At 51.8% G+C, this 22,771-nt stretch carries 17 protein-coding genes; all 17 read right to left on the reverse strand.

From position 1 onward, the window contains the following. On the reverse strand, positions 1-709 hold a 709-nt coding region (locus B145_RS25250), incomplete at its 3' end, for a type VI secretion system Vgr family protein (RefSeq protein WP_245541838.1). Between the two features lie 84 nt (positions 710-793). After that, entirely contained in the window at positions 794-1,918 is a 1,125-nt protein-coding gene (locus tag B145_RS0110740; protein WP_018607272.1) for a type VI secretion system protein TssA, read from the reverse strand. Next, positions 1,911-2,990: a type VI secretion system baseplate subunit TssG gene (tssG, locus tag B145_RS0110745; protein WP_018607273.1), complete on the reverse strand. Its 1,080-nt coding sequence runs from the start codon at positions 2,988-2,990 to the stop codon at positions 1,911-1,913. Before tssG ends, B145_RS0110740 begins: the two co-directional genes overlap by 8 nt. Continuing rightward, positions 2,990-4,870 (reverse strand): type VI secretion system baseplate subunit TssF, encoded by a 1,881-nt coding sequence (tssF, locus tag B145_RS0110750; RefSeq protein WP_018607274.1) that lies wholly within the window; start codon positions 4,868-4,870, stop codon positions 2,990-2,992. The genes tssG and tssF overlap by 1 nt, the downstream gene beginning before the upstream one ends. Positions 4,871-4,899: 29 nt before the next feature. Beyond that, complete coding sequence (gene tssE / locus B145_RS0110755; RefSeq protein ID WP_018607275.1) at positions 4,900-5,469, reverse strand: type VI secretion system baseplate subunit TssE; 570 nt, start codon at positions 5,467-5,469, stop codon at positions 4,900-4,902. Beyond that, positions 5,466-6,401: a type VI secretion system accessory protein TagJ gene (locus tag B145_RS25255; protein ID WP_018607276.1), complete on the reverse strand. Its 936-nt coding sequence runs from the start codon at positions 6,399-6,401 to the stop codon at positions 5,466-5,468. The genes tssE and B145_RS25255 overlap by 4 nt, the downstream gene beginning before the upstream one ends. A 36-nt stretch (positions 6,402-6,437) precedes the next feature. After that, positions 6,438-7,556 (reverse strand): TagK domain-containing protein, encoded by a 1,119-nt coding sequence (locus B145_RS0110765; RefSeq protein ID WP_018607277.1) that lies wholly within the window; start codon positions 7,554-7,556, stop codon positions 6,438-6,440. Beyond that, positions 7,553-8,359 carry a TagF domain-containing protein gene (locus tag B145_RS0110770; RefSeq protein WP_018607278.1) on the reverse strand — a complete coding sequence of 269 codons (807 nt, stop codon included), beginning with the start codon at positions 8,357-8,359 and terminating at the stop codon, positions 7,553-7,555. The genes B145_RS0110765 and B145_RS0110770 overlap by 4 nt, the downstream gene beginning before the upstream one ends. A 10-nt stretch (positions 8,360-8,369) precedes the next feature. Further along, positions 8,370-12,287, reverse strand: coding sequence for a type VI secretion system membrane subunit TssM (tssM, locus tag B145_RS0110775; protein ID WP_211209811.1), 3,918 nt, complete (start codon positions 12,285-12,287; stop codon positions 8,370-8,372). A gap of 321 nt (positions 12,288-12,608) precedes the next feature. Next, complete coding sequence (gene tssL, locus B145_RS25260; RefSeq protein WP_018607280.1) at positions 12,609-13,967, reverse strand: type VI secretion system protein TssL, long form; 1,359 nt, start codon at positions 13,965-13,967, stop codon at positions 12,609-12,611. Between the two features lie 285 nt (positions 13,968-14,252). Further along, positions 14,253-14,531 (reverse strand): PAAR domain-containing protein, encoded by a 279-nt coding sequence (locus B145_RS0110785; RefSeq protein WP_026259031.1) that lies wholly within the window; start codon positions 14,529-14,531, stop codon positions 14,253-14,255. Then, positions 14,531-15,874: a type VI secretion system baseplate subunit TssK gene (gene tssK, locus B145_RS0110790; RefSeq protein ID WP_026259032.1), complete on the reverse strand. Its 1,344-nt coding sequence runs from the start codon at positions 15,872-15,874 to the stop codon at positions 14,531-14,533. The genes B145_RS0110785 and tssK overlap by 1 nt, the downstream gene beginning before the upstream one ends. Positions 15,875-15,897: 23 nt before the next feature. Further along, positions 15,898-16,389 carry a type VI secretion system lipoprotein TssJ gene (gene tssJ / locus B145_RS0110795; protein WP_157288370.1) on the reverse strand — a complete coding sequence of 164 codons (492 nt, stop codon included), beginning with the start codon at positions 16,387-16,389 and terminating at the stop codon, positions 15,898-15,900. A gap of 138 nt (positions 16,390-16,527) precedes the next feature. After that, positions 16,528-17,010, reverse strand: a complete 483-nt coding sequence (locus tag B145_RS0110800; protein ID WP_018607284.1) for an Hcp family type VI secretion system effector — start codon at positions 17,008-17,010, stop codon at positions 16,528-16,530. Positions 17,011-17,052: 42 nt separating this feature from the next. After that, positions 17,053-18,552, reverse strand: a complete 1,500-nt coding sequence (tssC, locus tag B145_RS0110805) for a type VI secretion system contractile sheath large subunit (RefSeq protein ID WP_018607285.1) — start codon at positions 18,550-18,552, stop codon at positions 17,053-17,055. Positions 18,553-18,599: 47 nt separating this feature from the next. Then, on the reverse strand, positions 18,600-19,118 hold the full coding sequence (tssB, locus tag B145_RS0110810) for a type VI secretion system contractile sheath small subunit (protein WP_018607286.1): 519 nt from the start codon (positions 19,116-19,118) through the stop codon (positions 18,600-18,602). Positions 19,119-19,237: 119 nt separating this feature from the next. Further along, positions 19,238-21,946, reverse strand: coding sequence for a type VI secretion system ATPase TssH (gene tssH, locus B145_RS25265; protein WP_083917717.1), 2,709 nt, complete (start codon positions 21,944-21,946; stop codon positions 19,238-19,240). Positions 21,947-22,771: the final 825 nt, after the last annotated feature.

The following is a 22,771-nucleotide window of genomic DNA, read 5'->3' on the forward strand; positions in this document are numbered from 1 at the left end:
AGGGGATGCGGTGGTAGGCGCTGGTGGCCTCATCGGGTTGGTTGGGGCGGTAGGCGCCGTTATGGTCGGCGAGGATGAGGCGGTGGTGGCTGTCTTGGTGTTCGAAGTGGTAGTTGATGCCCCACTCTTGCAGGAGCCGGGTGAGGAAGTCGTAGTCGGTTTCGTTGTATTGGACGCAGTAGTCGCGGACGGGATAGGTTTCGATCAGGCGTTTTTCAACGGGGAAGGGATAGTCGGCGAGGACGGCGTCAATGACCTGGACAGGGGTTTGGTCCTGAAAGACTTTGCAGTCGGTGGTCAGTGTAGCCAGATGCAGCCAGGGACGGAGCGTGAGTTCATAGAGGGCATGACGGCTGTCTTCGCCCAGGAAACGGGCATCGGTGATGAGTGCGTTGATCTCCCGCACGCCTGCACCTTGATTAACAGCACCCGCCGCACCCGAGAGCCCTTCCATGAAGTGCCCATAGCCTTCGAGTTCGATCTGGCAGCTGATCTCTTGACCAATGAAGGTCTCCAGCGCGTAGTTGCTGCCCAGTCCGGCTTTGAAGTTGAGTGCATCCGGGGTCTGCAGCGTGAGGGTGTATTCGAAGAGGCTATTGATGCCTTCGTGACCTTCGAGCTTCAGCGGCACCAGGGCCGCTTGGCCCATCACTTCGGGGATCGCGGCGCTCTTGACTGTCAAGGCACGGGAACTTTTGAATAAACTCATGGCCATAGCAACCCTCCTAGCATACGACTATATCCGAGCATCATTTATAAATGTTCGCAACCCGATTGGCGGCGAACCGAAAAATCAATCCTGATCCCAAGCCTGTAGCAAATCTGCCGGAATCATTCCCGCCACCTCCGAAAACCTCCGCCCCCACATACGCTCGGCCTGCTTCAGCAAGATCACCACCGGGCTACTGGGTTCGTTTTGTTCAATCCACTCCCGCGCCTGCCCTAATAAACGCCTAACCTGTTCGCGCTGCTCGACTGCTGTCATAACAGTCCGATTCACAGGAGAGGATTCCTGCCTCTGAAGAACAGTATCGTCAGGTAGCTCGATTGCTTCAGGCTCCGGTAAGGACGCAACCGGCTCCTGTAACTCAAGAACGGAAGACTCTGTTTCAACCGCTTGGGGCTCAGGCACTTGATTGGAAGCATCGACTGAAATCAAAGCACAAAGCAGTCTAAGCAATGGCTGGAGAGCCGGAGCCTGGTCTCCCAGGTTTTCCTTGGCCCAACTAGCAATATCTTGAACACAAACAGCGCAAGCCCACAAAGTCTTCAGTACATTATCATTTCTGGATTCCAAATCCTGCAACTGTCTCTTGACCACCTCTTGGTCCATTGCATTGACCGGCCTTGGAACTGAAAAAGCGCGTTCCACATCTCGTACAGACAAGCGAAATGCAGTGTTACTTGACACCACAACATCACGAATATCCGCCATCAACCCTTCTGGATCACACAAAGCCGCCAGGGCATTAGCGCGCACTTCAGGGTCTTGCATACCTTCAATTTCAAGCTGCGGATGGATATCAACAGGGTATTTCAAAAGCAATGTTTTGAGAGCAGACAACCCTTGCAAAAGTCCCTCTGCCCCCGCTAGACATACGCGGCTTCGCGTGAACCAGATGAGTACTGAAATATCTTTACAGCGCAACATGAGGCGGCGACAGTCGCGGTCAATCTCAACCCAGTCCGGAGGTGCAGACTGAGCCAAAAAATCGCCATATTGAACATCCACCTTGGGTACCAGCCTAGCCTGAAGCACGGAATACTCAGCATCGTACTCAAGGCTGGAACCACATGGATTGCTCGGGCTATAGGGTTCCAGCCACTCACGTAGAATATCCGACTCAGCCAGACGAACAAGGTCCGCGACAGCATCAGAAACTCTTTTTAGTTTATTCATTTGAACCATATTAATCATAGAGACTGACGCCATTACATTTCCCTACGCCCGAATCAGTGACATAATTCTCAGGCTCCAGAATCATGCCGCTTATATCCGATGACGAACCGCCTCCAGATGGAGACATCCAGGTGGACCACCCTAATTGCGTATCACCGCCAAGACGAGCGGCTGGTGCAGCATCGCGCAATATCAGCAGCTCCACCTCCCAAACATATTCAAAATCAATAAACGAACGCACCAGCTCAACCAAAACGGGGAGGTTCTGCCCGTTTTTCACACCTTGGGGAGTCATACGCAAATAGGACTCCAGATCCAAAGGCCCAATAATCAGACGAAAACGCGTTTGCCGATCAGGAATCTTTTCTCCGAGCATGGCACCCTGCCCCATCGTCGTTGCGATGCTTGGATAACCAAGACGACAAATATCCTGGGGTTCAATGTCCATCCACTGCAAACGATATTCTTCAATCCTAACCGGCACATCAAAAAAACGCTGCAAGGTATTCACAAGCCCTTCAGGATCATGCGAGGCACGAATACGATGCGCAGAACTGGCCCAGCGCACATGCGAGGGCAATACGCTATTTGCTACTTCTTCCGGCTCATCCCCGGTCAGGCGAGCAATGTAGGGTGTAAATGTCTCATCGTCGACCCGGTCCAGGCCGATAGCAGACTGACTCTGCGACCAAGCCCGATACAAAAGCGTGAAAGCCCGATGATGAAAAATATTCAGAAAATCACCCAAGGTATGGTCGCGGCGCGCCTCGCTACGTTCACGAACCTGCTCAGTAAAATGGATGGGCAGTGCGCCATTGGGCCCCAACATTCCCAAGCCATACAAATGAATATGGGTTAATCCATCACGTTCGAATACCTTGGCGATTTCACGTGAAGCAAAAGCCAGACTCGCCTGCTGCCCCAAGCGGAACATTTCCTGTTGGGGGCGCTGGCTTTTCCCAATTGCCGGCAAATCTGGTGAATGTGCCGCAATTGAGCGCAATAGCGAAAAGAAACCATGACGCCAGGGCTGCATGCTGGCGTCCTCCAGTGTTTCGCGCAATTGATGATCAGTACCCTGACCGTTCATCAAACCCCTCCTCTTGTCCCCATGCGTACCGGCCAGTCTGCAATCTGGTCACGCTGCATGGATGCCAATTTCATCTTCGAGAATGTATTGATCGAAACATGTCTGGCCAAATACCGCTCAAGAACCAACCCAAATAAGTAAGGACTGATACCACTAAATCCAGTCTCATCCACAGTGACCTTACATTCGACACCACGACCGTAAACAAGTGGGCCGACTCCCGGCAGGCGCCTCGTAACAGGCTTGATATCGCAACTAATCAAACCGGCAATCTGCTTCTCCGAGACCACATCATCTGAATTGATGAACAAACGCAACATATCGCGTAATGCCTGGGCTCCTTCTCGGTGCGACATATCGGTTAGCGACAAATAGTTGAACCCCAACTGCCGAATAAGGCGCCAAGCCAATTCTCCTTGCGCAAATGGAGGCTTGGGCGGCGAAGGCGGACGCACGAGGCCGACAGCGCTGACAGGTATGGATTCGGCAACCAGCAAATCATCGCGGCCATTGCGCGGGACCAATCGAGGCAGATCGCGGTTAGTGACCATTGCGTGCACTGACAGGTAACGCAATTTCTCGCTATATGGAGCTTCTTTCTGATCCACAAGACTAATGAAAACCTCGGTGCCGATATAGGGAGTCCGAGTACCGTATTTACGTGCAGATTGCGAGACCAAACGCGGTTCTCTGCGTACAGAGAAATAACGCCCGTGATTGCCCTCGTCCTGATTCAAGGTTTGATACAGAGGCCTAAATACAACAGCTTTGCTCGTATCCGCCCTCTGCCCAACCAATTCTGAAATGCCGAATACCTCATAGTCCAAAGGCCGGGAACGATCCGGCACAAGGTGCAACTCCGTTTGACCTGCCGATACTTCAATACGATCGGTCCGATGGGGAAACAAATTGATGACAGGCGTGCAAAACAAACCAAATTGCTTTTCATCGACCAAGCCCGCAAGCGGTCCAGGAGCTTGCGACAACAACACAATAATTTCGGCTTCCTTGCCATGAATATGTGCCAATCCTTTGGCCAAGCCCTGCAGGGAAAAGAAATAAAAGCGGGTTGGGCAAGAAAAATATTCATGTATCAGATTATGCCCGTACCATGAATTCCAATGGAGCGGGAGCATGCTCTGCTCAGGAGAGAGTCCTTCATGAACCAAGGCCGCATCGGTTACAACATGCGGATGATTGGCCATATCTCCGGGGACACCTGTCAAACTTGCAACAGCCCCCGCATGCAACAGTTCGTACAGATGAGATGCCACCTGCTCATCGCCAGTCAAATAAACAGGCAATTTATCCAAACCGCTGAGATCAGAAAAATTCAGTTCTCCGGTAACTCTCAAACGGATACGCAGACTGCCGCTCACCTTGACGTAAGCAGGTAGATACCGCTCCAGCGCAGGAATGTCTGGTGGTATTCCAGCAAGCTTGGCACTCACTATCTCTATGGGCCATAGCACGACATCCTGTGTAGAACGGAACTGACATGAGGTTTCCTCACCCTGAGGCACCTTCGCAAAAAAAGCCGTATCGCGCGGAACCGCGAACCCCTTACTGAAATCCCCTTCGCTTATACTGGGATGCAATTGCGCGACAGCCATTGAAGGGGTCGGACAAACGTAATTGGGATATACAACTTCAAGCAGACGTTGTGTGAATCGCGGAAACTCAGCATCAAGTTTGATCCTGATTCGAGCCGACATGAAACAAAACGCTTCGATCAGGCGTTCAACATAAGGATCAGCAACTTCGCCTGCCTGCATGCCGAGTCTACGAGCGATCTTTGGATGGAGTTCAGCAAACTCCATTGTGCTCTCGCGCATGTAGGTCAGTTCTTCGTTGTAGTAATTGAGCAGTTGCGGGTCCATATTTATTTTCGTTCTCTATTTTATGACGCTTAACGATGAAGCAACTCAATACGATTACTCTCAAGGTCTACAGCGCTTTGCACCGTAAACTCCAAGGGGTAGGGCGTCATCTGAAGAAAGCCCGATATTTCAAAAGTCAGCACGTTGTAGTGCGCTGAATCAGCCTCTTTAAGCAACGGCCTGACAATCAAGGTATCTGGAATCAGGCGCGGCTCGAAATTCTTGATCGCCTGCCTGATCATATTTTCAATATCCATCCACTTTTTCTCAGACAGATACCCTCCCGATAATGCAGGAACCCCAAAATTGATTGTCGACCGGGATGCGTGCGGATATTTTTGTGCGTTGATCAGATCGCTCTGATTGGTGGTATTCAACAGATATGCAAGATCACGGAGAACGATTTCCCGCATTCTTGCGCGCCCTGTTGCATAGACCTCCGCCGCCTCAACCGATTCATGCGGGGCATCATCACACAGCCGATCAAAAAGCGTCGGCATGAACTTGTTGTCATGAAGACGCTTGCTGCTTTCCTCGCGCATGGAGGGCAGCTCCCGGGCACCAGGATGCAAGGCCAGTGCAGCGTTCTTCCCACTCATTCGAACGACTCCTCAGCCGCAATCTCGTCCTTGTCTCCGGGGTTCTCCTCATCATCACACAAAGCCCGAATGTCCAGCAGCGGCCAATCGATGCCATCGGTCATCCATGTTTTTTGCCCCAACGCAAACACGCCAGTTTCACCAACGTCTCTCCAGCTCGTCAGCCGGGATAACAATCTTGCCTCATGGTGATCGAGGCTGGTATCAGAATGGAATTTCTCGGTTCCATAATAGCGGGCAGGTAAAAAGCAATGGATCTCCCGGGCTTGCGAGTGATTTCCCCGCAACTTGAGCTTGGTCGGAAGCCATATCAGATCAAGGATGCGATGCGGTGGCTCGATAGAGAGGCCCTCGATATCGGCAAAGGCAAGCCAGCGATATCCTCCAGCAACCACAACTTCGCATATCGGCCCCAGCCTGGAATCGCTATCTCCGATCCATTCAAATTTTGTCTTGTTCAAGCCCAAGTCAATACCTGAAGAAATCTCTTCTTCGTCATCTGGCCGAGAAACCCAATGACATACACCTGGATTTGTCGGCGCCTGATCTAGCGCGCCCCTCCTAAGCTCGTCGGCTTTCTCGTGCGCCCCCAAGGCGTTATGCTTGATAGCCTCCGCCATACCTTGCATCCATTCAGGAAAATCAATCACAGGGGCAGACGCCTGTCGGCCCTCAAAAACCTCTGTGCGCATATACTCCGCGCGGATCAGCCCCCGTACCAAGTGTGCATTGGGTTCCCACTTTTCGGAGAGCTTTGCCATCGATTGAATTTGTCGCAGCGCTCTTTCCCAATGTCCCTGTATGCACAAGAGTTCAACCAGAGCCCAACGATTGGCCTCATTGCCGGGCTCTTTGCGGATTCGTGCCTCAATCTCACTGGTCAGCTCATCCAAGTGTCCAGGATGGATATTTTTTACAGAAGTGATGCTCATGCCTAGAGGTTTCATTTTAGAGACACTTAAAAGACGTTATGAGGATTTGGATGTTTTATTGCGCCAAGCAACGTTCATCCCACTGTCAATTGACACAACGTGATGCTCCCTCAGGGTAAGGGATGGAACCTGTGCAGGCCGGAGAAGTGAAGGCGGCTGTTCCTCCCTCAACATGGATTCTGGTGCGAACAGCTGCATCACGTTTGGGAAAGGAGCCGGCGCGAGAATATCTGTTTCCCCGAGACCGTCGATCCTGGTAATCACTTCATCGATACCTTGTACTTGCCCGAGGAGATCACTGACACCGTGATGACTACCTGCCTGGCTCATCAGTACCTGCATTGGATCTACGATGTCATGCTTAACACCTCGATCTATGCGCACCCACAAATGCTCATCATCCAAATGCCCGGGATTGTGCAGCACTTCCAGATACTGACGGTGCAAAGAAACCATCAGTTCATCTTCTGAGATCTCAAAATCGCTGTCTTTCTCCCAAGCGACCCCGGTCGCCGCAGATTCTTTTTTCTCCTCAACGGATATTGGTGTGGTCTCAAGCGCACTGGATTGTTGGCTAGAGCCCAATTCACCCTTGAGCAATACAGGCTCTATGCTATCGGGTGTATCGACCCAACCGGAAAACATCTCCAAGCCGCTCTCAGCGAAACCATTTTCCTCCTGGGTCGGCGCCAATTTCGTCAAATCAAAATCGCTTGCGCCCCCTTGTTGACTGGAGGGAGACTCTACAAATGACGCACCGAAAGTCGGTTCAATATTGGAGAGAGCCAAATCGGGCAGCGATAACAGTACAACGAAACCCGTTACCCCAACTTCGACCTCGTCCCCTTCGTTCAAGCGCATCTGCTGGCCGTATGGCAAGGGAGAACCATTGACCACGCACATCAATGCGCGGCTATGGTTACTGATCCACCAAATGCGCTGAAATGCAGCCCCCTCGCTCTGTAATCGGATCTCTGCGATCTGCCCAAGATAGTCATGATCGACGTCGACCAAACCATTCAGCACATCCGAAAAACAAAAGTTTTCTCCCGCCTCGGGCCACTGCCAGATCCACTCCGTGGCGTGTCCGTGATGATACTGACATTGCAAAACCAGCCTCGGTGGAAGCGCATCAATAGAACTGCTCGACGTCATATGCGCCCTCCCCAAAGCCGGAGTAAATCATCACTGGCGGTAACATACCGGCCCTCAAGATCCTGAACCCAATACGCAGGCAGCGGATTTTCATGCCGAAACATCCGTCGCGGCCAATCCGCCCAGGGCAAATAGCGAACACCTTTCAGACCCGCAGCCTCATCTTTTCGATCCTCGCAAAACCCTTTGACGACTTGACGCAACTTACCCGCATCCGGCCGTGCAGTGGCCAGCCCTAAGCACTGACGCCACCCTGCTGAATGCAGACGACATACCTCTTCAACAGCCTGGGATAGAGCACTGATATCAGATTTCTCATCGTGAATTCCGGCCATCAATCGAGCAAGCCAAAACAACAGGTGCAAACCATTTTCATTGCTTGCATCCTGCCAAGTCCGCGCCACCCAGGCCGGTGTCACACGTTGATAAATAACCAGCGGGCATGCCCGCCCTACCCGGTCTTGCGAGTCAACAACCACGCCTTGCACGTAATGGCCTGGAGCAAAACTTAAACTTCCTGGCGCCATGACAAACGCAACAGGCACCCGGTCTTGATCAGATGCATTTCTGACGTAATCCAGATGCATCCATTCATCTGAAAAATTCTCTGCTCGTGGCTGTGCTGCAACGCGCCGACTACTGCGTTGCAGCCAGACTTCACTCGCCCATTTCTGCCAAACCTGGGCTTCTCCAGCCTTTACGTTATGGCGAACATAGTCTCCATATCCAGGCATTTTCCCCCAAATACTTGGCCGCTCCACCAGCCGGCGCCCTAAGAAGGCGCCCAACCAATCTTCACGCATGAGAGGCTCCTCAACTTGCACGCCCTGGACAGGAAAAATTCCTCAGCAAAGAACTACTGAACGGATTGCCTCCACTACTATCTATTTCCAATACTGCACGACGGTTTTCGAATTCAAATTCAACGGCAACCCGCCCGGCGCTTGCCGTATTGATCATTTTGCCCCGTTCCATCAAGTGGAATAGCGCCCAAGGCCCCTGCATCTGAATAGAAGAGGTGTCTGCCTTGATGCGCGGATTAGCCGTCACTTCCGCCATTGCACCACCGCGACTTCCTGGCCATGGAATCGTCATAGACTGAACGGGCCCATGAGCATATCGCATGATCTGGCCGTCGACATCGAGGACCAATTCCGTGATCGTGGGATCCAACAATTGAACCTTGACATCCCCCTTCCATGCCATCCGTTTTGCCCCGGGTTCCTTGAACAGCAACTCACGAATCTGGGCAATCTGGGCGAATGAATCGGGATTAGGGCCTTCCTTCGCCAGCAGCTTGAGCAACTCACCTGTCAAAGTAGGTCCACTTTTGGCAGCTTCCGGCGCTTTCCCATTCGCCAGGGCTCCGGCGCCAACCTGCAGGTTTGCAAATTCAGGGCTTTTGTAATGCCAAGGCCGACTTGATGTATCAACCAAAGGCATCAAGTACTTGGTGAAATATTCATCTGCTGCCCCGCCAGCTGCAAACAGAGCGTTAAAGTCGTCTATCGAAACTTCCTGGGCACTTGCGGCAAATGGATAACGCCCTGCAATATTTTTCCGGCAAGGCTCCCCCACCATGAGTGAAAGCATACCAACCAACTGGTCCATCTGAGCCTGAGCCTGCACCCGGAGAATGTTGGCAGCCCCCTGTGCTACGCGCTCGGAACCACTCGCGCCAATGCCAAGCAAGATTTCACGAAACGGTGCGGGCAGTTTTTCTGCCTCTATTTTCAGCTTTGTTTCCGTTTCAGTTCCTGCTGGCGGTAGGCTCCCCGAGTTGATCGCAGTATCGGCAACGACCAGAACGGTGTAATATTCGCTTAACAAATTCGTGATCGTATCCAGCGCAACCTTGCCTCCAGGCTGCCCGCCTGCATCGGATTGTCCGATCACAACCTCACGTAGAGCGCCGAAACGCTCGTCGACATACTGGCGTTCAATGCGCTGTTCCGGGCGCAAGTCAAAATTTTTGTCTACTTTGCTTTTTTGCTCTTCCAGCTGTGCCGATGCTTTGTCGAAAAATGAACTTTCCTGTTCTCCCAACTTAAGCGGTCTGGATAGCGTGGTCTCTCTCGCAGCCATACGCCCCAACCGAATCAACGGAGAATTGGGCGCAGCCAGCTGACGCAATACATTCAGGTTAAATGCAAGGGTTCCTTGGCCTTCGGTGTGGACCAGACGCAGATCCTCAAGAAAGGCTGTCCACAACTGCGCATATTCAGTCAGATAGAGGCGCCGGATTTCCTCAACCAGCGCGGCCGACTCAGATTTGTTTGCGGAAATATCCGAATCGCTTTTTTTTTGCCCGCCTGTTGCTTCCAGACGCCCCATCACCCAAGCGTCATCTTGCAGGGCGACGGCAACCAATTCAGGCAGCTTCTTGGCAAAGAATTTGTGATAGCCGTCATAGGTAAACAAGCCCGGCACACCTTTTTCAAGGCTTTCACCGGATGTGCGACTAAACAATGTGCTTGCGTGCGGCCCTAGTGCGCTGACCAAGGTGAAATCCTGCGGAGTATCCTGGCTGATAGCAGCCTTGGCACGCTCGTACAGGCGCTCACTGCTGGAAGTCTTGTCGAGAAAACTTCGAACTTGCCGAACCAAAGCCTCGTTGCGCGCAGAAGAGGACTGCACCACCCGGTTCCCTGAGAACATGGCCTCCAAATGCGCCACCATGGCAGCACTATTGTTGAAGCTCTGCGCCAAACCGGGCACTTGTTGTACTTTGGTCTTCCCCGTGTCTCCGCTCTTGGACTTTTCCTGCTCCTTGCCGGAACTATCCTGCCAATCCTTAATCACCCAACTCCGCAGGTCAGCCGCAGCAGCCTGAGTTCCCGAAAACTGCTGTGCATCGTGCAGCAGGAGATACACCCGTAACGTATCGTAGGCCAGTTTGGAATTATCAGAAGCAATCGCATCACGCATGACATATTCCATACGATTTTCGATCACCGGCAGCATCAATTTGTCTTGCAGGTATGCATAAATCTGCCCCGAAGACACGTTGACCTGGTCTGCGGTATAAAGCCCGTAAAGATAGGTACTCGATGGGTCGTTCAAGTCCAACCCGAGGTGAACCGGCAGTTCCTTTGCCAACGTCAAGACCTGGATGACCTGCCCCATATCCATCTTCTCGAAGAGCTGACGCACTTCGCTGCTCAGCTCAGTGGTCTTCGAGCCCACCTCTTTGAGAAAAGCCTGGTTATTGCCATAACTCAGCGCTAACGCATTTGTCATCCATACAAAAATCACCAAAACCAGAGTATGCCCGATCAAGCGCAAGAGCCTGAGCCTTGCCTCCCATCTTAAATTGGGCTTAACCAGATGCGCTTCGGGGAAGATTACCCGCATCAGCACCTCGGTGACGAAATAGCTTCGGGTACCGACCGTACTCGAACGACGCTCATCGCCGCTTTTAGTCGCGCCCGTAATACTCTGCGCAATATTCGCCAATGCCCGCCGCAGCCTCGGCACCAAAGCCTTATGATCTGCAACAACCTGGCGGGAAGGATCTTGCATCGCACTGGTAAGATAAACGCCTCGCAACATATGCGTCAGTTGTGTGGTATCAAACCGTGAATCCGTAAATACGGCATCAAGCAACTCGATCAAGGGCGCTTGTAAAGCTGCCAGTTCATAAGGAAGCAAGTACAGGGACTGGCGGCGGTCCAGTTCAAATTCTTCCTGCAGACGTGTAGCCACCCCTTCGGAAATGCGACGCGCAAGTGCTTCAAGTTCGCTGCCGATCTGCTGACGCAGAGGAGCCCCGGAATCAGAATCTTTCGCCCCTGCTGCTTCAGTTTTGGCTGTATCGGCTTTTCGATCTTTTGCCGCACCCTTACTCTTTTCATCCCAAGGCAGCGTGAATCCCCAGACTTGGGAACGCGCTTCGGTCGTCAAACTGCTGAAGTATTCAGAAAATCCACGCAGAACATCTGCTTTGGTCAGCAGAACGTAAACAGGAAAGCGTATCCCCAGTTCTTGTCTGAGTTCCGCCAATCTGGCGCGCAGACGTGCGGCATGCGCCATGCGCTTGCCATGATCGCTGGATAACAATTCGGCGACATCGACAGCCAGCAAGGCCCCATTGACTGGCGCTCGCGTCCGGGTCTGGCGCAGTACACGTAAAAATCCGAGCCACTCTGCAGTATTGATCTGTTGTTGGGAGGCTGGCTTCTCGGCAGGGCTGCCATTCTTCTCACCGTTATCCTGCCCAAGGGTCTCCACCGGAGCTTGTTTTTCGCCATCGTCCTGTGCCGTATAGCGGCCTGCGGTATCGATCAACACCGCCTCGTTCGTGAACCACCAGACACATTGCTGCGTTCCGGTATTCTGCGCCAAGGTTATCTTGGCACTGGCAGCGCCAAGCTGCTCAGCAACAGGGAACCTCAAGCCAGAATTCAGCAATGCCGTTGTCTTACCCGCCCCAGGATTACCAATAATCATATACCAGGGAAGTTCGTAGAGATAACGCTTCCCTTCGAGCAACCTGCGCAAGCCCGCCCAGATAGACCCTGTGCCGCCGGCCACGGTCATGTGCATCTGTTTCAATTGCGCTACCGCTTTTTTGGCCAGATCGCTTATTGCGCGAATCTCTTCCTTGGCCAGATTCTGGCGACCTTCGGAACGCTTGAAGAGACGTTGGGCAAAGGCCTCATCATTACGGATTAGCTGCCACAGTTTGTACACACCCCAGGCCGCGTAACACACGAGGATGAAAACGATCACCCCCACACGCACCCAAACGCTTTCCAGCGGATGGAGCGTACCAAATGCAAACAGAGGGCCAGCATGCCAGACAAGAAGCGCTAAGGCGGTCACCCCCACGATGGACATGGACCACCCAAGCAGGCCCAGAATAACCAATACCCCCAACATCACGATCACCGTGACACGCATGCCAGCGGTCTCAAGCGGATGCAGCCCACCAAACGCCAACCAGGGACCAACAAACCAGATCGCCAGGCCAAGCAGAATCAAGGCCAAGAAAGCCAGGATGGCCTTAAACATCTGTGATTTGAAAAACTGTTGCATGGTCTTTTGTCCCTGTTATTTCCCTTGAACGTCCGACTTTGCCGAATCGTTCAGTACCTCGATCTCCACGCGACGATTCAGCGCACGTCCTGCTGTCGTCGTATTTGGCATCGCAGGTTGCGTATCGCCTTTTCCTACAATTTCGATCCGTGCCGAGTCCACGCCCTTCTCGGTCAAAACCTCTGCCACACTTTGAGCCCGCTTCTCTGAGAGCTGCTGGTTATCCGCAAACTGTGGTCTAGGCTTTAGCAGGGGCTGGTTGTCGGTATGGCCCACCACACGTACCTTTCCCTTCACATCGTTGATGGCCTCACCCACCTTGTCGATCATCGCTCTTGAAGTCGGACTCAACTGCGCGAGCCCCCCGGCAAACATTCCATCCCCTTTGAATACCACCAGAGAATGCTCATCGTTCTCGTCAACGCGAACCTTGCCTTGAGCAATCTCAGGCGCCAGAATTTCGGCCAAACGTAAGGAGCGCCCCGTGGGCGCAGAAGGCGCGTCAATCTCACGAATAGCGGCAATCTTCTTTTCAAGGGCATCCGCTTCATGTAACAACTGATACTTGTACCAGGCAAACTGCCCGAACAGCGCAAGCCCCAACACACTTGCCGAAACCCAAACGGGAACTGCACGCAAAAACTTAAATTTGCCCTGACCGGCGCCCTTCCAATGCGTGGACAGCTCTCTTGATACAGGCTCCCGGCTCGCAGCCACCATCGTGTAAAGACGATGACGAATAGTTTCTATCATCCGATGGCCATCGGGCTGGATTCGGTAATCCCCCATGAAGCCCAGGCTCAGGATATGATGCATGACTTCCAGCACATATAGATGTTCTTGGGGAGAATTCGCCAAGCGCCCAATGAGCAAAAATACGGTCTTTCCCCCTTGGCTTTCACCATGAAACTTGTTCAGCAGAGAACGCGTCGACCACATGCCAGTGCCGCCCAAATCATCACGACTCCAGGGTTTGAGGTTCGCAGCTTCGTCAAGCGCTGTGCATAAAGCATAACGTACCGCGAGCATATGATCCTGGCGCAAATTGGCCTGCTCACACAATCGCGTGTAGGTCTGCACTTCCTGCATCAGAAGTTGATGCAATCCGTCGACACCCTGCCGATCAAGATTCGAGGGCATCTCAGCCAGGCAACGCAATAATCCGCTGGCCGCCTCAAGGAAAGGATTACGATGAACCTCCTGAGCATGCAGAACGGCAGCCAAGCGTTCCTCATTGTTCGACCCAGGCTCAAAGCTCAACACAATCGGCGCTGCATCCCTGGGGAAAGACGCCGCACCGCTGTCGCCGGTCTCGGCCCCACGCGCTGCCCAGTCTTCTATCCCCGCCGCTTCCGAAAATTCGTTCTCGATCATGCTCGCTTCCACTCTCATCGCCTAATTTCCTGTCTTAACTCAAGACACGGAAAATCCCTGTTTTCTTCCGAACAACGCCGCACGAATACATTCAAGATACTCAAGAAATGTTTCCTGATCATACGGACAGCAGCTCTCCCCTTGCATTTTCCCTGTACTGCTACGACTGACAGATCCGCACTCATGGCAAACAACTGGCATTGATGCTTCCGCACCAATTCATGACCAAGCATCAATCATGGATTTATCGAGACCGCCGAATCTCTCTGCCTTCAGCCGACAAAACTAGCCATATGTAGCCGTAACCGACCCAATGAGACTGCAACCACAAACAGTTTTATGCCCTTCCAATGCCACTGGAATGCCATCAATCAGGCAGCCGGATTCCCCCTCGATAATGGGATTGACTCCATGAGGCTGACCATTTGGAAACAAGGCTGGACAATTCACCTTGTCTCCCAGTCTCGCCACGGGCTTGCCATCAATCTGGTGGGTCGAAGAGCCACTGATCACAGTGCCACCATGATCAGTCGAATCACCCAGCACAATAATTTTTCGTCCCATCAGCGCACCCCCCATAATTCCATACGCAAACCAGGAAATTGTGTTGCCACATGCAAACCAATACCGCCATGTGTGAGCATGTGTTCCCAAAGCCCGCCCTGCGGTTCGATCTGGAAGTAGACATAGCCCGCATTAAACGGAATTTGGCGAGGAGGCACAGGCAACACACGCAATACGATCCCAGGCAAGTGAAGACGAACAAGCTCGGGAAGCCGATCAGCTGGCGCGAGCTTGCAATGAGCAGGGAATTTCTGCGAGAGCAAATCGCCCGGCATATTCGCAGTCACAACCAAGACCAGATTGCTGAAACTACGTATCTCGGCCGGGTCAAGGCTGGCCAGATACATGCCATGCTGTTTCTGAACAAGATCGATACACTGGGCGCTTCTGACCAGCAGGTTATTCAGCAATTCACGCGTATCCTCGACCAGTGGTTTGAACGTGTTGTAAGGATCTAGATGGCGATATGCGGGAACCTGAGCGGGACGTCGCGTCTGCGTCCGGATAAAGGTCGACAACTCCCCGGCCATACTACGCAAGAGGGTATAGGCATCCTCTGGCGAGGTCTCCTTCACACGCAACATGTGATCGAGCAAAGGCTCATAACGATTCAAAATCTGAAGCAATAGAAAATCGCTAACTTCCGCCGCCTGGGTCGCGCCCGTTCCAACACTTCCACTTAGGCGTTGCGCAAGCTGTTCCGCACGCTGCCGGGTGGTGCCATGCAATTGGCTTAACCACTGGGTCAGCAAATCACTTGCGCCATAGCAGTTGACTGGAGGAATAAAGGTGCTTTCAATTTCTGCGCTGCCATCTGAGCGCAATGCAACCACTTTTGCCAAGGGCAATCCCATCCACGCACTGGTCAGTTCCTTCTCAGGAACCAGCATCAGGCGAAGACGCCCAAGTTGTACCGTTTTCGGGCCTTGGCCGATTGAGTTTGAATCGGGAAGTTCAGCATCAAACACCGTATTACGTGCGCTTGAACCGGGAGCATTGTCAAACGAGGTCTCTTCCCCGTTCGGTACGCGTGTGGCCAACGCAAGATAGATGGTTTGACCAAGATGCTCCGGCAGGAGCGACAACGGTGGAGGTGGAGGAGTCTGCCCAGGCAACTCAAATGGGGTGCCATCTGCATAAATCCCCGCCGCGTTGGCCAGGACTAGCTTGCCTAACGTTAAGGACTCGCTATCAATCCTGTAATGGCTGAATCCCCAATAAAAAGGCGAAATGGGCTGGCAACGCTTGTGCGCGAAAGTCTCAAAATATCGCTCTTGCTGCTGGAAAAGCTGGGGACGCAAGAACAGCCCCTCGCTCCAGATAACTTTATTGGTCCAAGACATAATCGTAGAAAAGCTAAAAGCCTTTATTCCCCGGAAATGGTGATGCCTTGTGGCAAGAGTTGCACATTGAGAACCGCCTTATTGGCTGGCATCAACGTTCGATACCATGCTGCATCAGGCGCCTCCTTGAGTTTGTAGACAACCCGCCAAGTCGCGTTGGCGAGATCCCGATAACCAGCCAGAAAACCTATCGCCGTACTCTGCGACTTGGTTTTTCTTTCGATAGTACGGACTTCCCCGGGCCTGAGAATAAACTCATCCTTTGCAAGCATATCTGCTGCAAGCATGGTTTTATCCGACGTGTCGAGCCCAAAATAGTCGCCTTCCAAAAACGAAGCGCTGTCCTTCAATTCGTATACCCGAACCTTGATCGGTGATGGTCTTCCCCCCTGATCAGGGTTGACGCCTTGCGTTGCTTCAATCTTCAGAAGCAATTTTGTAGGTTCCTTAGCGTCTTCTGCCCTGGCTATCACAGAAAACAACAAGCCTAATGACAGAAAAGTCACGATGCTCATTATTCTGAAAGTCTTCATCGTTCGCGCTTAAAAAGTGGATAGCCATAGAGAAGGCACAATCGCGGAAGAAGCGAATCCCTAAGGATACGGCTTCTTCCGCTAATTCCGAACACCCAGAGGCATCCGGTATTACAAAAATCAGGCCTCTTTGTTTTGCTTGATGTCGTAGCCGGCCGTCACAGCGCCGCCCGAACCGCCCTGCTGGTTCTGCACCGTGTACTCCTGCTTGACCTTGGCAAACGACAGGCTGACTTGTTCCTTTACGCCGTCTTCGGTATTGGAACCTCCCGGCAATACATTGGTGATCACCACATCGGTCATGCTGATCTTCAGGTATTCCAGAGGATTGCCACCCGCCTTACGGACAACCAGCGTGGCTTCCGAAATATGCTTGCCGGTCAGGCAGAACTTCATCAGGTTCGGGCTGGAACGGTCAACAAAGTGCGTGAAGTTCAAATCCTTGACCGTAGCCTTGCCGGAACCACCGCCAGAGCCGGTGTGCATATTGGACTCTTGCAGAACCTGCCAATCCCAGCTCAGAACTTCAATTTCATTCTTGTGGCTGGAATCCAGGCTCTCGCCGTCAATGCCATTGATCTTCAGAAAAATATCTTGTGCCATAAAGGCCCCTTTCCTTTTTTGTTGAGTTAAAACTACGAACGGTTACGCTGCAGCCTTCACAGACGGCAGTTTGGCGACCAGTCGCAGGCTCACAGTCAGGCCCTCGAGCTGGAAATGTGGGCGCAAGAAAAATTTTGCGCTGTAATACCCCGGATTACCCTCTACATCCTCTACGACGACCTCTGCGGCAGCCAAGGGACGACGAGCCTTTGTTTCTTGGCTCGAATTTGCAGGATCAGCATCAACGTAGTTCATGATCCATTCATTGAGCCAACGCTGCATATCTTCGCGTTCTTTGAACGCACCGATCTTGTCGCGCACAATCGCCTTCAGATAATGCGCAAAACGGGTACTGGCGAAGAGGTAGGGCAAACGTGCCGACAGATTCGCATTGGCCGTGGCATCCGGGTCCATGTATTCTTGAGGCTTCTGCAACGACTGGGCGCCGATAAACGTGGCGTGGTCGGTTCCCTTCCGATGCACCAAGGGGATGAAACCTGCTTTGGCGAGTTCTGCTTCACGACGGTCAGAAATCGCAATTTCAGTCGGGCATTTCATGTCAAACCCGCCATCATCCGTCGGGAAAGTATGACAAGGCAGATTTTCCACCGTGCCACCCGATTCAACACCGCGAATCATGGTGCACCAGCCATACAACTTGAAGCTGCGATTGATATTCACAGCCATGGCATATGCAGCATTATTCCAGACGTAGTTCTTGTGATCGGCCCCCTGCGTATCCTCTTCGAAGTCGAATTCATCCACGGGGCTGGTCTTGGCACCATAAGGCAGACGTGCAAGAAAACGCGGCATGGCCAAACCGATGTAACGTGCATCTTCGGTTTCTCTCAGCGAACTCCAGGCTACATGCTCCAGGTTCCCCGTGATCTTTGCCAGATCGCGCGGGTTGGCCAATTCCTGCCAGGAGTCCATTTGCAAATTCGAAGGTGCGGCCCCTGCGATGAACGGGGCATGCGCTGCAGCAGCAATCTTTGCCATGGCACCCAGCAGTTCAACATCGGGCGGAGTATGGTCAAAATAGTAGTCGGCAACCAAGCAGCCATAGGGCTCGCCACCGAGTTGGCCGTACTCTTCTTCATAGAGGCGCTTAAACAGCGGACTTTGATCCCAAGCCACGCCTTTGTAGCGGCGCATCGTCCGACGCAAATCCACTTTGCTGATATCCATGAAACGGATTTTCAGCATCTCATCAGTTTCCGTATTGGAAACCAGGTGATCAAGACCACGCCAGGCGGCTTCAAGACTCTGAAAATCTTCGTGATGCAGAATGAGATTGATCTGGGCAGTCAGCTTCCTGTCGATTTCCGCGATGATGGCTTCGATGCTTGCATAAGCATCGTCACTCATCGTGGCGGTATTGGCGAGCGCTTGTTCCGATAGGGTGCGAACAGCGGCTTCTACCGCTTCACGCTGTTCATCCCCCTTGGGTTTGAATTCTTTATCAAGAAGCGAAGTAAAAACACCTGAATCGGCAAATTGAGTATTGGTATCGAGATTACCGGCAGCAGATTGTGTGACCATTGGATGACATCCTAATAAATAGATTGTTTGCTTTTAATCGATCACGATTACGCGACGGGATCTTGTGCAACTGGCTTCGGCTGAGCAGCAAGAGACTTCATCAACGCGGGATCTGACAAAAGCTTTCTAACAAGGTCTTCGGCGCCTGCTTTACCATCCATGTAAGTTTGCAGGTTGGCAAGCTGGGTCCGAGCATCCAGCAGTTGCTTGAGCGCATCCACTTTTTTAGCGACTGAGGCTGGCGAAAAATCGTCCATGCTCTCGAAGGTAATATCGACCATGACTTGCCCTTCTCCGGTCAGCGTATTGGGAACGCTGAAAGCAACACGGGGAGAAATGGCCTTCATTCTCTCGTCGAAATTATCGATATCGATTTCGAAGAACTTCCGCTCTGCCACATCCGGCAGTGCTTCAACGGGCTTGCCCGAAAGATCGGCCAAAACGCCCATCACAAAAGGCAGCTCAATTTTCTTTTCACTGCCATATATTTCCACGTCGTATTCAATCTGGACGCGTGGTGCTCTATTACGCGCGATAAACTTCTGACTGCTGTTATTGCCGCTCATGAAGACCCCCTTCAAGTTGAAGAAAATTTAACCAACAAAGCCACCACAAAATGGTCTTGAGCACATATTTCCTCGTCAATTCTCATTGACGCATCATGTACCGTCACCTAACAAGTCATTCAACTTGTTTTTACATCAAAACAAATACCTGCATGGGAAAGACCGAGATCACCGCCATCTTTGTTTTCGCTGTCTTCCCCGTTTTCTTGATCACTCAATGCAACAGATATGATTCTTTTTCCATCTTGCATCGCAAGAAGCCATATTTCAGCCAGTTTGGGCAGAATATTTTGCTCAATGAACTGACCGACACGCCTTGCTCCCGTTTCATGCGTTCCACATCGGGACACTATGTATTTGCTAACACTAGCGGTGAATTGTAAATCAATGCCATGTTGATCAGCCATTCGGCGTACAACTTTTCCAAGCTGCAATTCAACAATGCTTTGCAAAACATCTTCGTCCAGAGGGAAATACGGAACAATATTAACCCGCCCCAAAAATGCAGCGGGGAACACTTTTCTTAGCTCCGGCTGAAGCGCATCGGCCAACGCATCTGATTCAGGCATCAGTGAAGGATCTTCACAAAGACTGCCAATCAACTCCGAACCCACATTACTGGTCAATAAAATCAGGGTATTTTTGAAATCGATCAACCGACCTTCCCCATCCTCCATCCAACCTTTATCGAATACCTGATAGAAGACCTCGTGCACATCTGGGTGAGCCTTTTCGATCTCGTCCAGCAAAATCACGCTATGCGGACGCCGCCGCACGGCTTCGGTGAGCACCCCGCCTTCACCATAACCGACATATCCGGGAGGCGAGCCCTTCAGGCTCGATACGGTGTGCGCCTCCTGATATTCGCTCATATTGATGGTGATCAGATTGTTTTCACCACCATAAATAGCACTGGCCAAAGCCAGCGCCGTTTCCGTTTTGCCTACGCCTGATGGGCCAACCAGCAAGAAAGTGCCAAGCGGTTTATTCGGGTCAGATAACTTTGCCCTTGATGTTCTGACGCGCTCTGCAATCTTCGACAAAGCATGCAGCTGCCCGACCACCCTTTTTTCAAGATCGCCTTGAAGCTCAAGCACAGCCCGAACCTCGTCGCGGACCATGCGCCCGACAGGAATTCCGGTCCAATCAGCAACAATCGCAGCTATGACATCTTCATCGACTTGTGTGTGAACGCGTTTAACGTCACCTTGCCTTTGCAGTAACGCGTCTTCCAATGTTCTAAGCGTTTCGACCAGCGCTTCAGCAGGCGCTTCTTGATCGTTTGCTTCCTGCAGCTGTTTGCGAACAGACAAAATCTCAACAACGATTTTTTGATCAGCAGACCACTCTTCTTGCGCTTTCTGTAGCGTAATCTGTTCAGCTTCTATCTGAAGCTTGATCTGCTCAAATCTTTCCTTGTCCCCCATCCCCAGAAGGACTTCGTTCGAGAGAATTTCAGCTTCCCTCTTCAGGCCTTCCAGCTTTTGATGCAGAAACTCAATCGAAGCGGGCGGCGTATGCAATGACATTGCCACTCGCGCGCACGCGGTATCCAGCAGACTGATTGCTTTATCGGGCAGTTGACGGGCAGGGATATAACGGTTGGAAAGCGTAACGGAGGCCCGAATGGCTTCATCGAGTACCATCACGCCATGATGACGTGCAAATGTATCCGCCAAACCCCGGACCATCTCGATCGCTCTAATCTCTTCAGGCTCAAGCACTTGTAGAACCTGGAAGCGCCGGGTTAATGCGGGGTCCTTCTCAATATGCTTTTTATATTCACTCCAAGTCGTGGCGCCGATGGTACGCAGAGTACCCCGGGCCAGCGCTGGCTTGAGTAGATTGGCAGCATCGCCAGTGCCAGCTTGCCCGCCCGCCCCTACCAATGTATGAATTTCATCTACAAACAGAATAACGGGGCGCTCGCCATTGCTTGCTTCCTGGAGCACCTTTTTTAAGCGCGCTTCAAATTCTCCACGCATGCTGGCCCCCGCCAGCAAAGCGCCGACATCCAGACACAACAGGCGGATATCCAACAATGAGGGCGGAACTTTTCTCTGCGCAACGGCCACGGCCAGCCCTTCTACAACAGCCGTTTTCCCGACACCTGCCTCCCCCGTCAACAAGGGATTATTTTGGCGGCGCCTCAGCAGAATATCGATCATGGTACGAATTTCGTGCTCTCGCCCAATGACCGGGTCAATCTTTCCCTGCCGGGCCAATTCCGTCAGGTCGCTACAATACTTGGAAAGTGCAGACTGGCCGCGATCGTCTTCCTCTGCTATTGCGTAGCTTTGCTCTCCCGGAACGCTTTCCTGAAATCCAGATTTGCCATAGACAGGATCATTTTCTTCAGATGATCCTGCAACAATGCCGGGAAGATCCTCAGAAAGCCCAGCGATTGCGATTTTTTGGAACTGCGGGGAAATCCCAATCAGTACCGATCTAAGTTCCGGCGTCAGCAACATGCCCGCAATGAGCGTACCCCCACGGATCTTGTATTCCCCCAGCACCAGACTCGCCAAGACCCAGGCTCGCTCCACCGCCAATTGAATATGATGACTAAAATCAGTCAGACTGGTTGCCCCGGTCTGCAAACGCGCCAAAGAACGGTCAAAATCACACACCAGCTGCACGCCGTCAATGCCATAGCGCTCGGCAATCTTGTGAAAATCGCTCCCAGGCGTCTGCCACATCTGATAAAGCCAATGACAAACCTCTACGTATGAGTTCCCCCTTAGTTTGGCAAAAGCCGTTGCCGATTCAATGCTTTGAAAAAGCCTTGTGGTCAACTTCCCAAACAACGCACGACGCGAAATATTCACAGATAGTCCGAAGATAGCCAGAGTTAAAAATATACTAACAATATGAAAAATTCCTGAGCGGCACGGCGAATAATCTTTATGTATTTTTACATGCCGGATGTGTCTTTTTTCATATCACACGCATATGCTTGAAAATTTCATATCAAAAACAGACACCTCCCACTTGGCGAGCACCTTCGATATTGACATTGACTGACAAGTTCGTTACATGCCACATGCAAAGCAATCTCACATTTGCTGCATGTTTCCCCTAAAATCGAACCCATCACAAAGACATACAACCCCGTAATGCAGACTGCCGTCGGTCGGACAATCCGTGTAATTTCTCTCGATCATTGATAACTTAGTCATCTTGCATTATTTGCTATAGATGAAAGGCTATGCAAACATACTTGTTTGAAAAAACTCAATCCCAATACCCTGGATGCACATCCGCCCCCAAACAGCACAAAGAAAACGGGAATGACAACAGCACCCCAAAGCCCACGCGACCTTCCGTTGGTCTGGTTGCATCGATAGGGCAGCTCGTTCAAACACATCATTCACTCGTCTTTGCTAGGTTCTCGTGAGGCGCGAAGGACGGAACATCCGCCATTTATCCTTTTAATACATACACTTAATCACAACCAAAACAATCATCAAGCGGTGACACCCAAGTGTGGCAGCCCAAAGTGACAAACAATTTACGGAACAAAAATCGTAAAAATCCGTCACAAGTAGCAATAATACCGACAATTAACATTCTGCAACAACCTCTCGTCGCCTAAATTGGCGCTTCTGTACAGTCGGCATAGAACATATTTGCCATAAATGACAAAAGTGATA

The organism is Uliginosibacterium gangwonense DSM 18521 (assembly GCF_000373965.1).
GTDB lineage: Bacteria > Pseudomonadota > Gammaproteobacteria > Burkholderiales > Rhodocyclaceae > Uliginosibacterium > Uliginosibacterium gangwonense.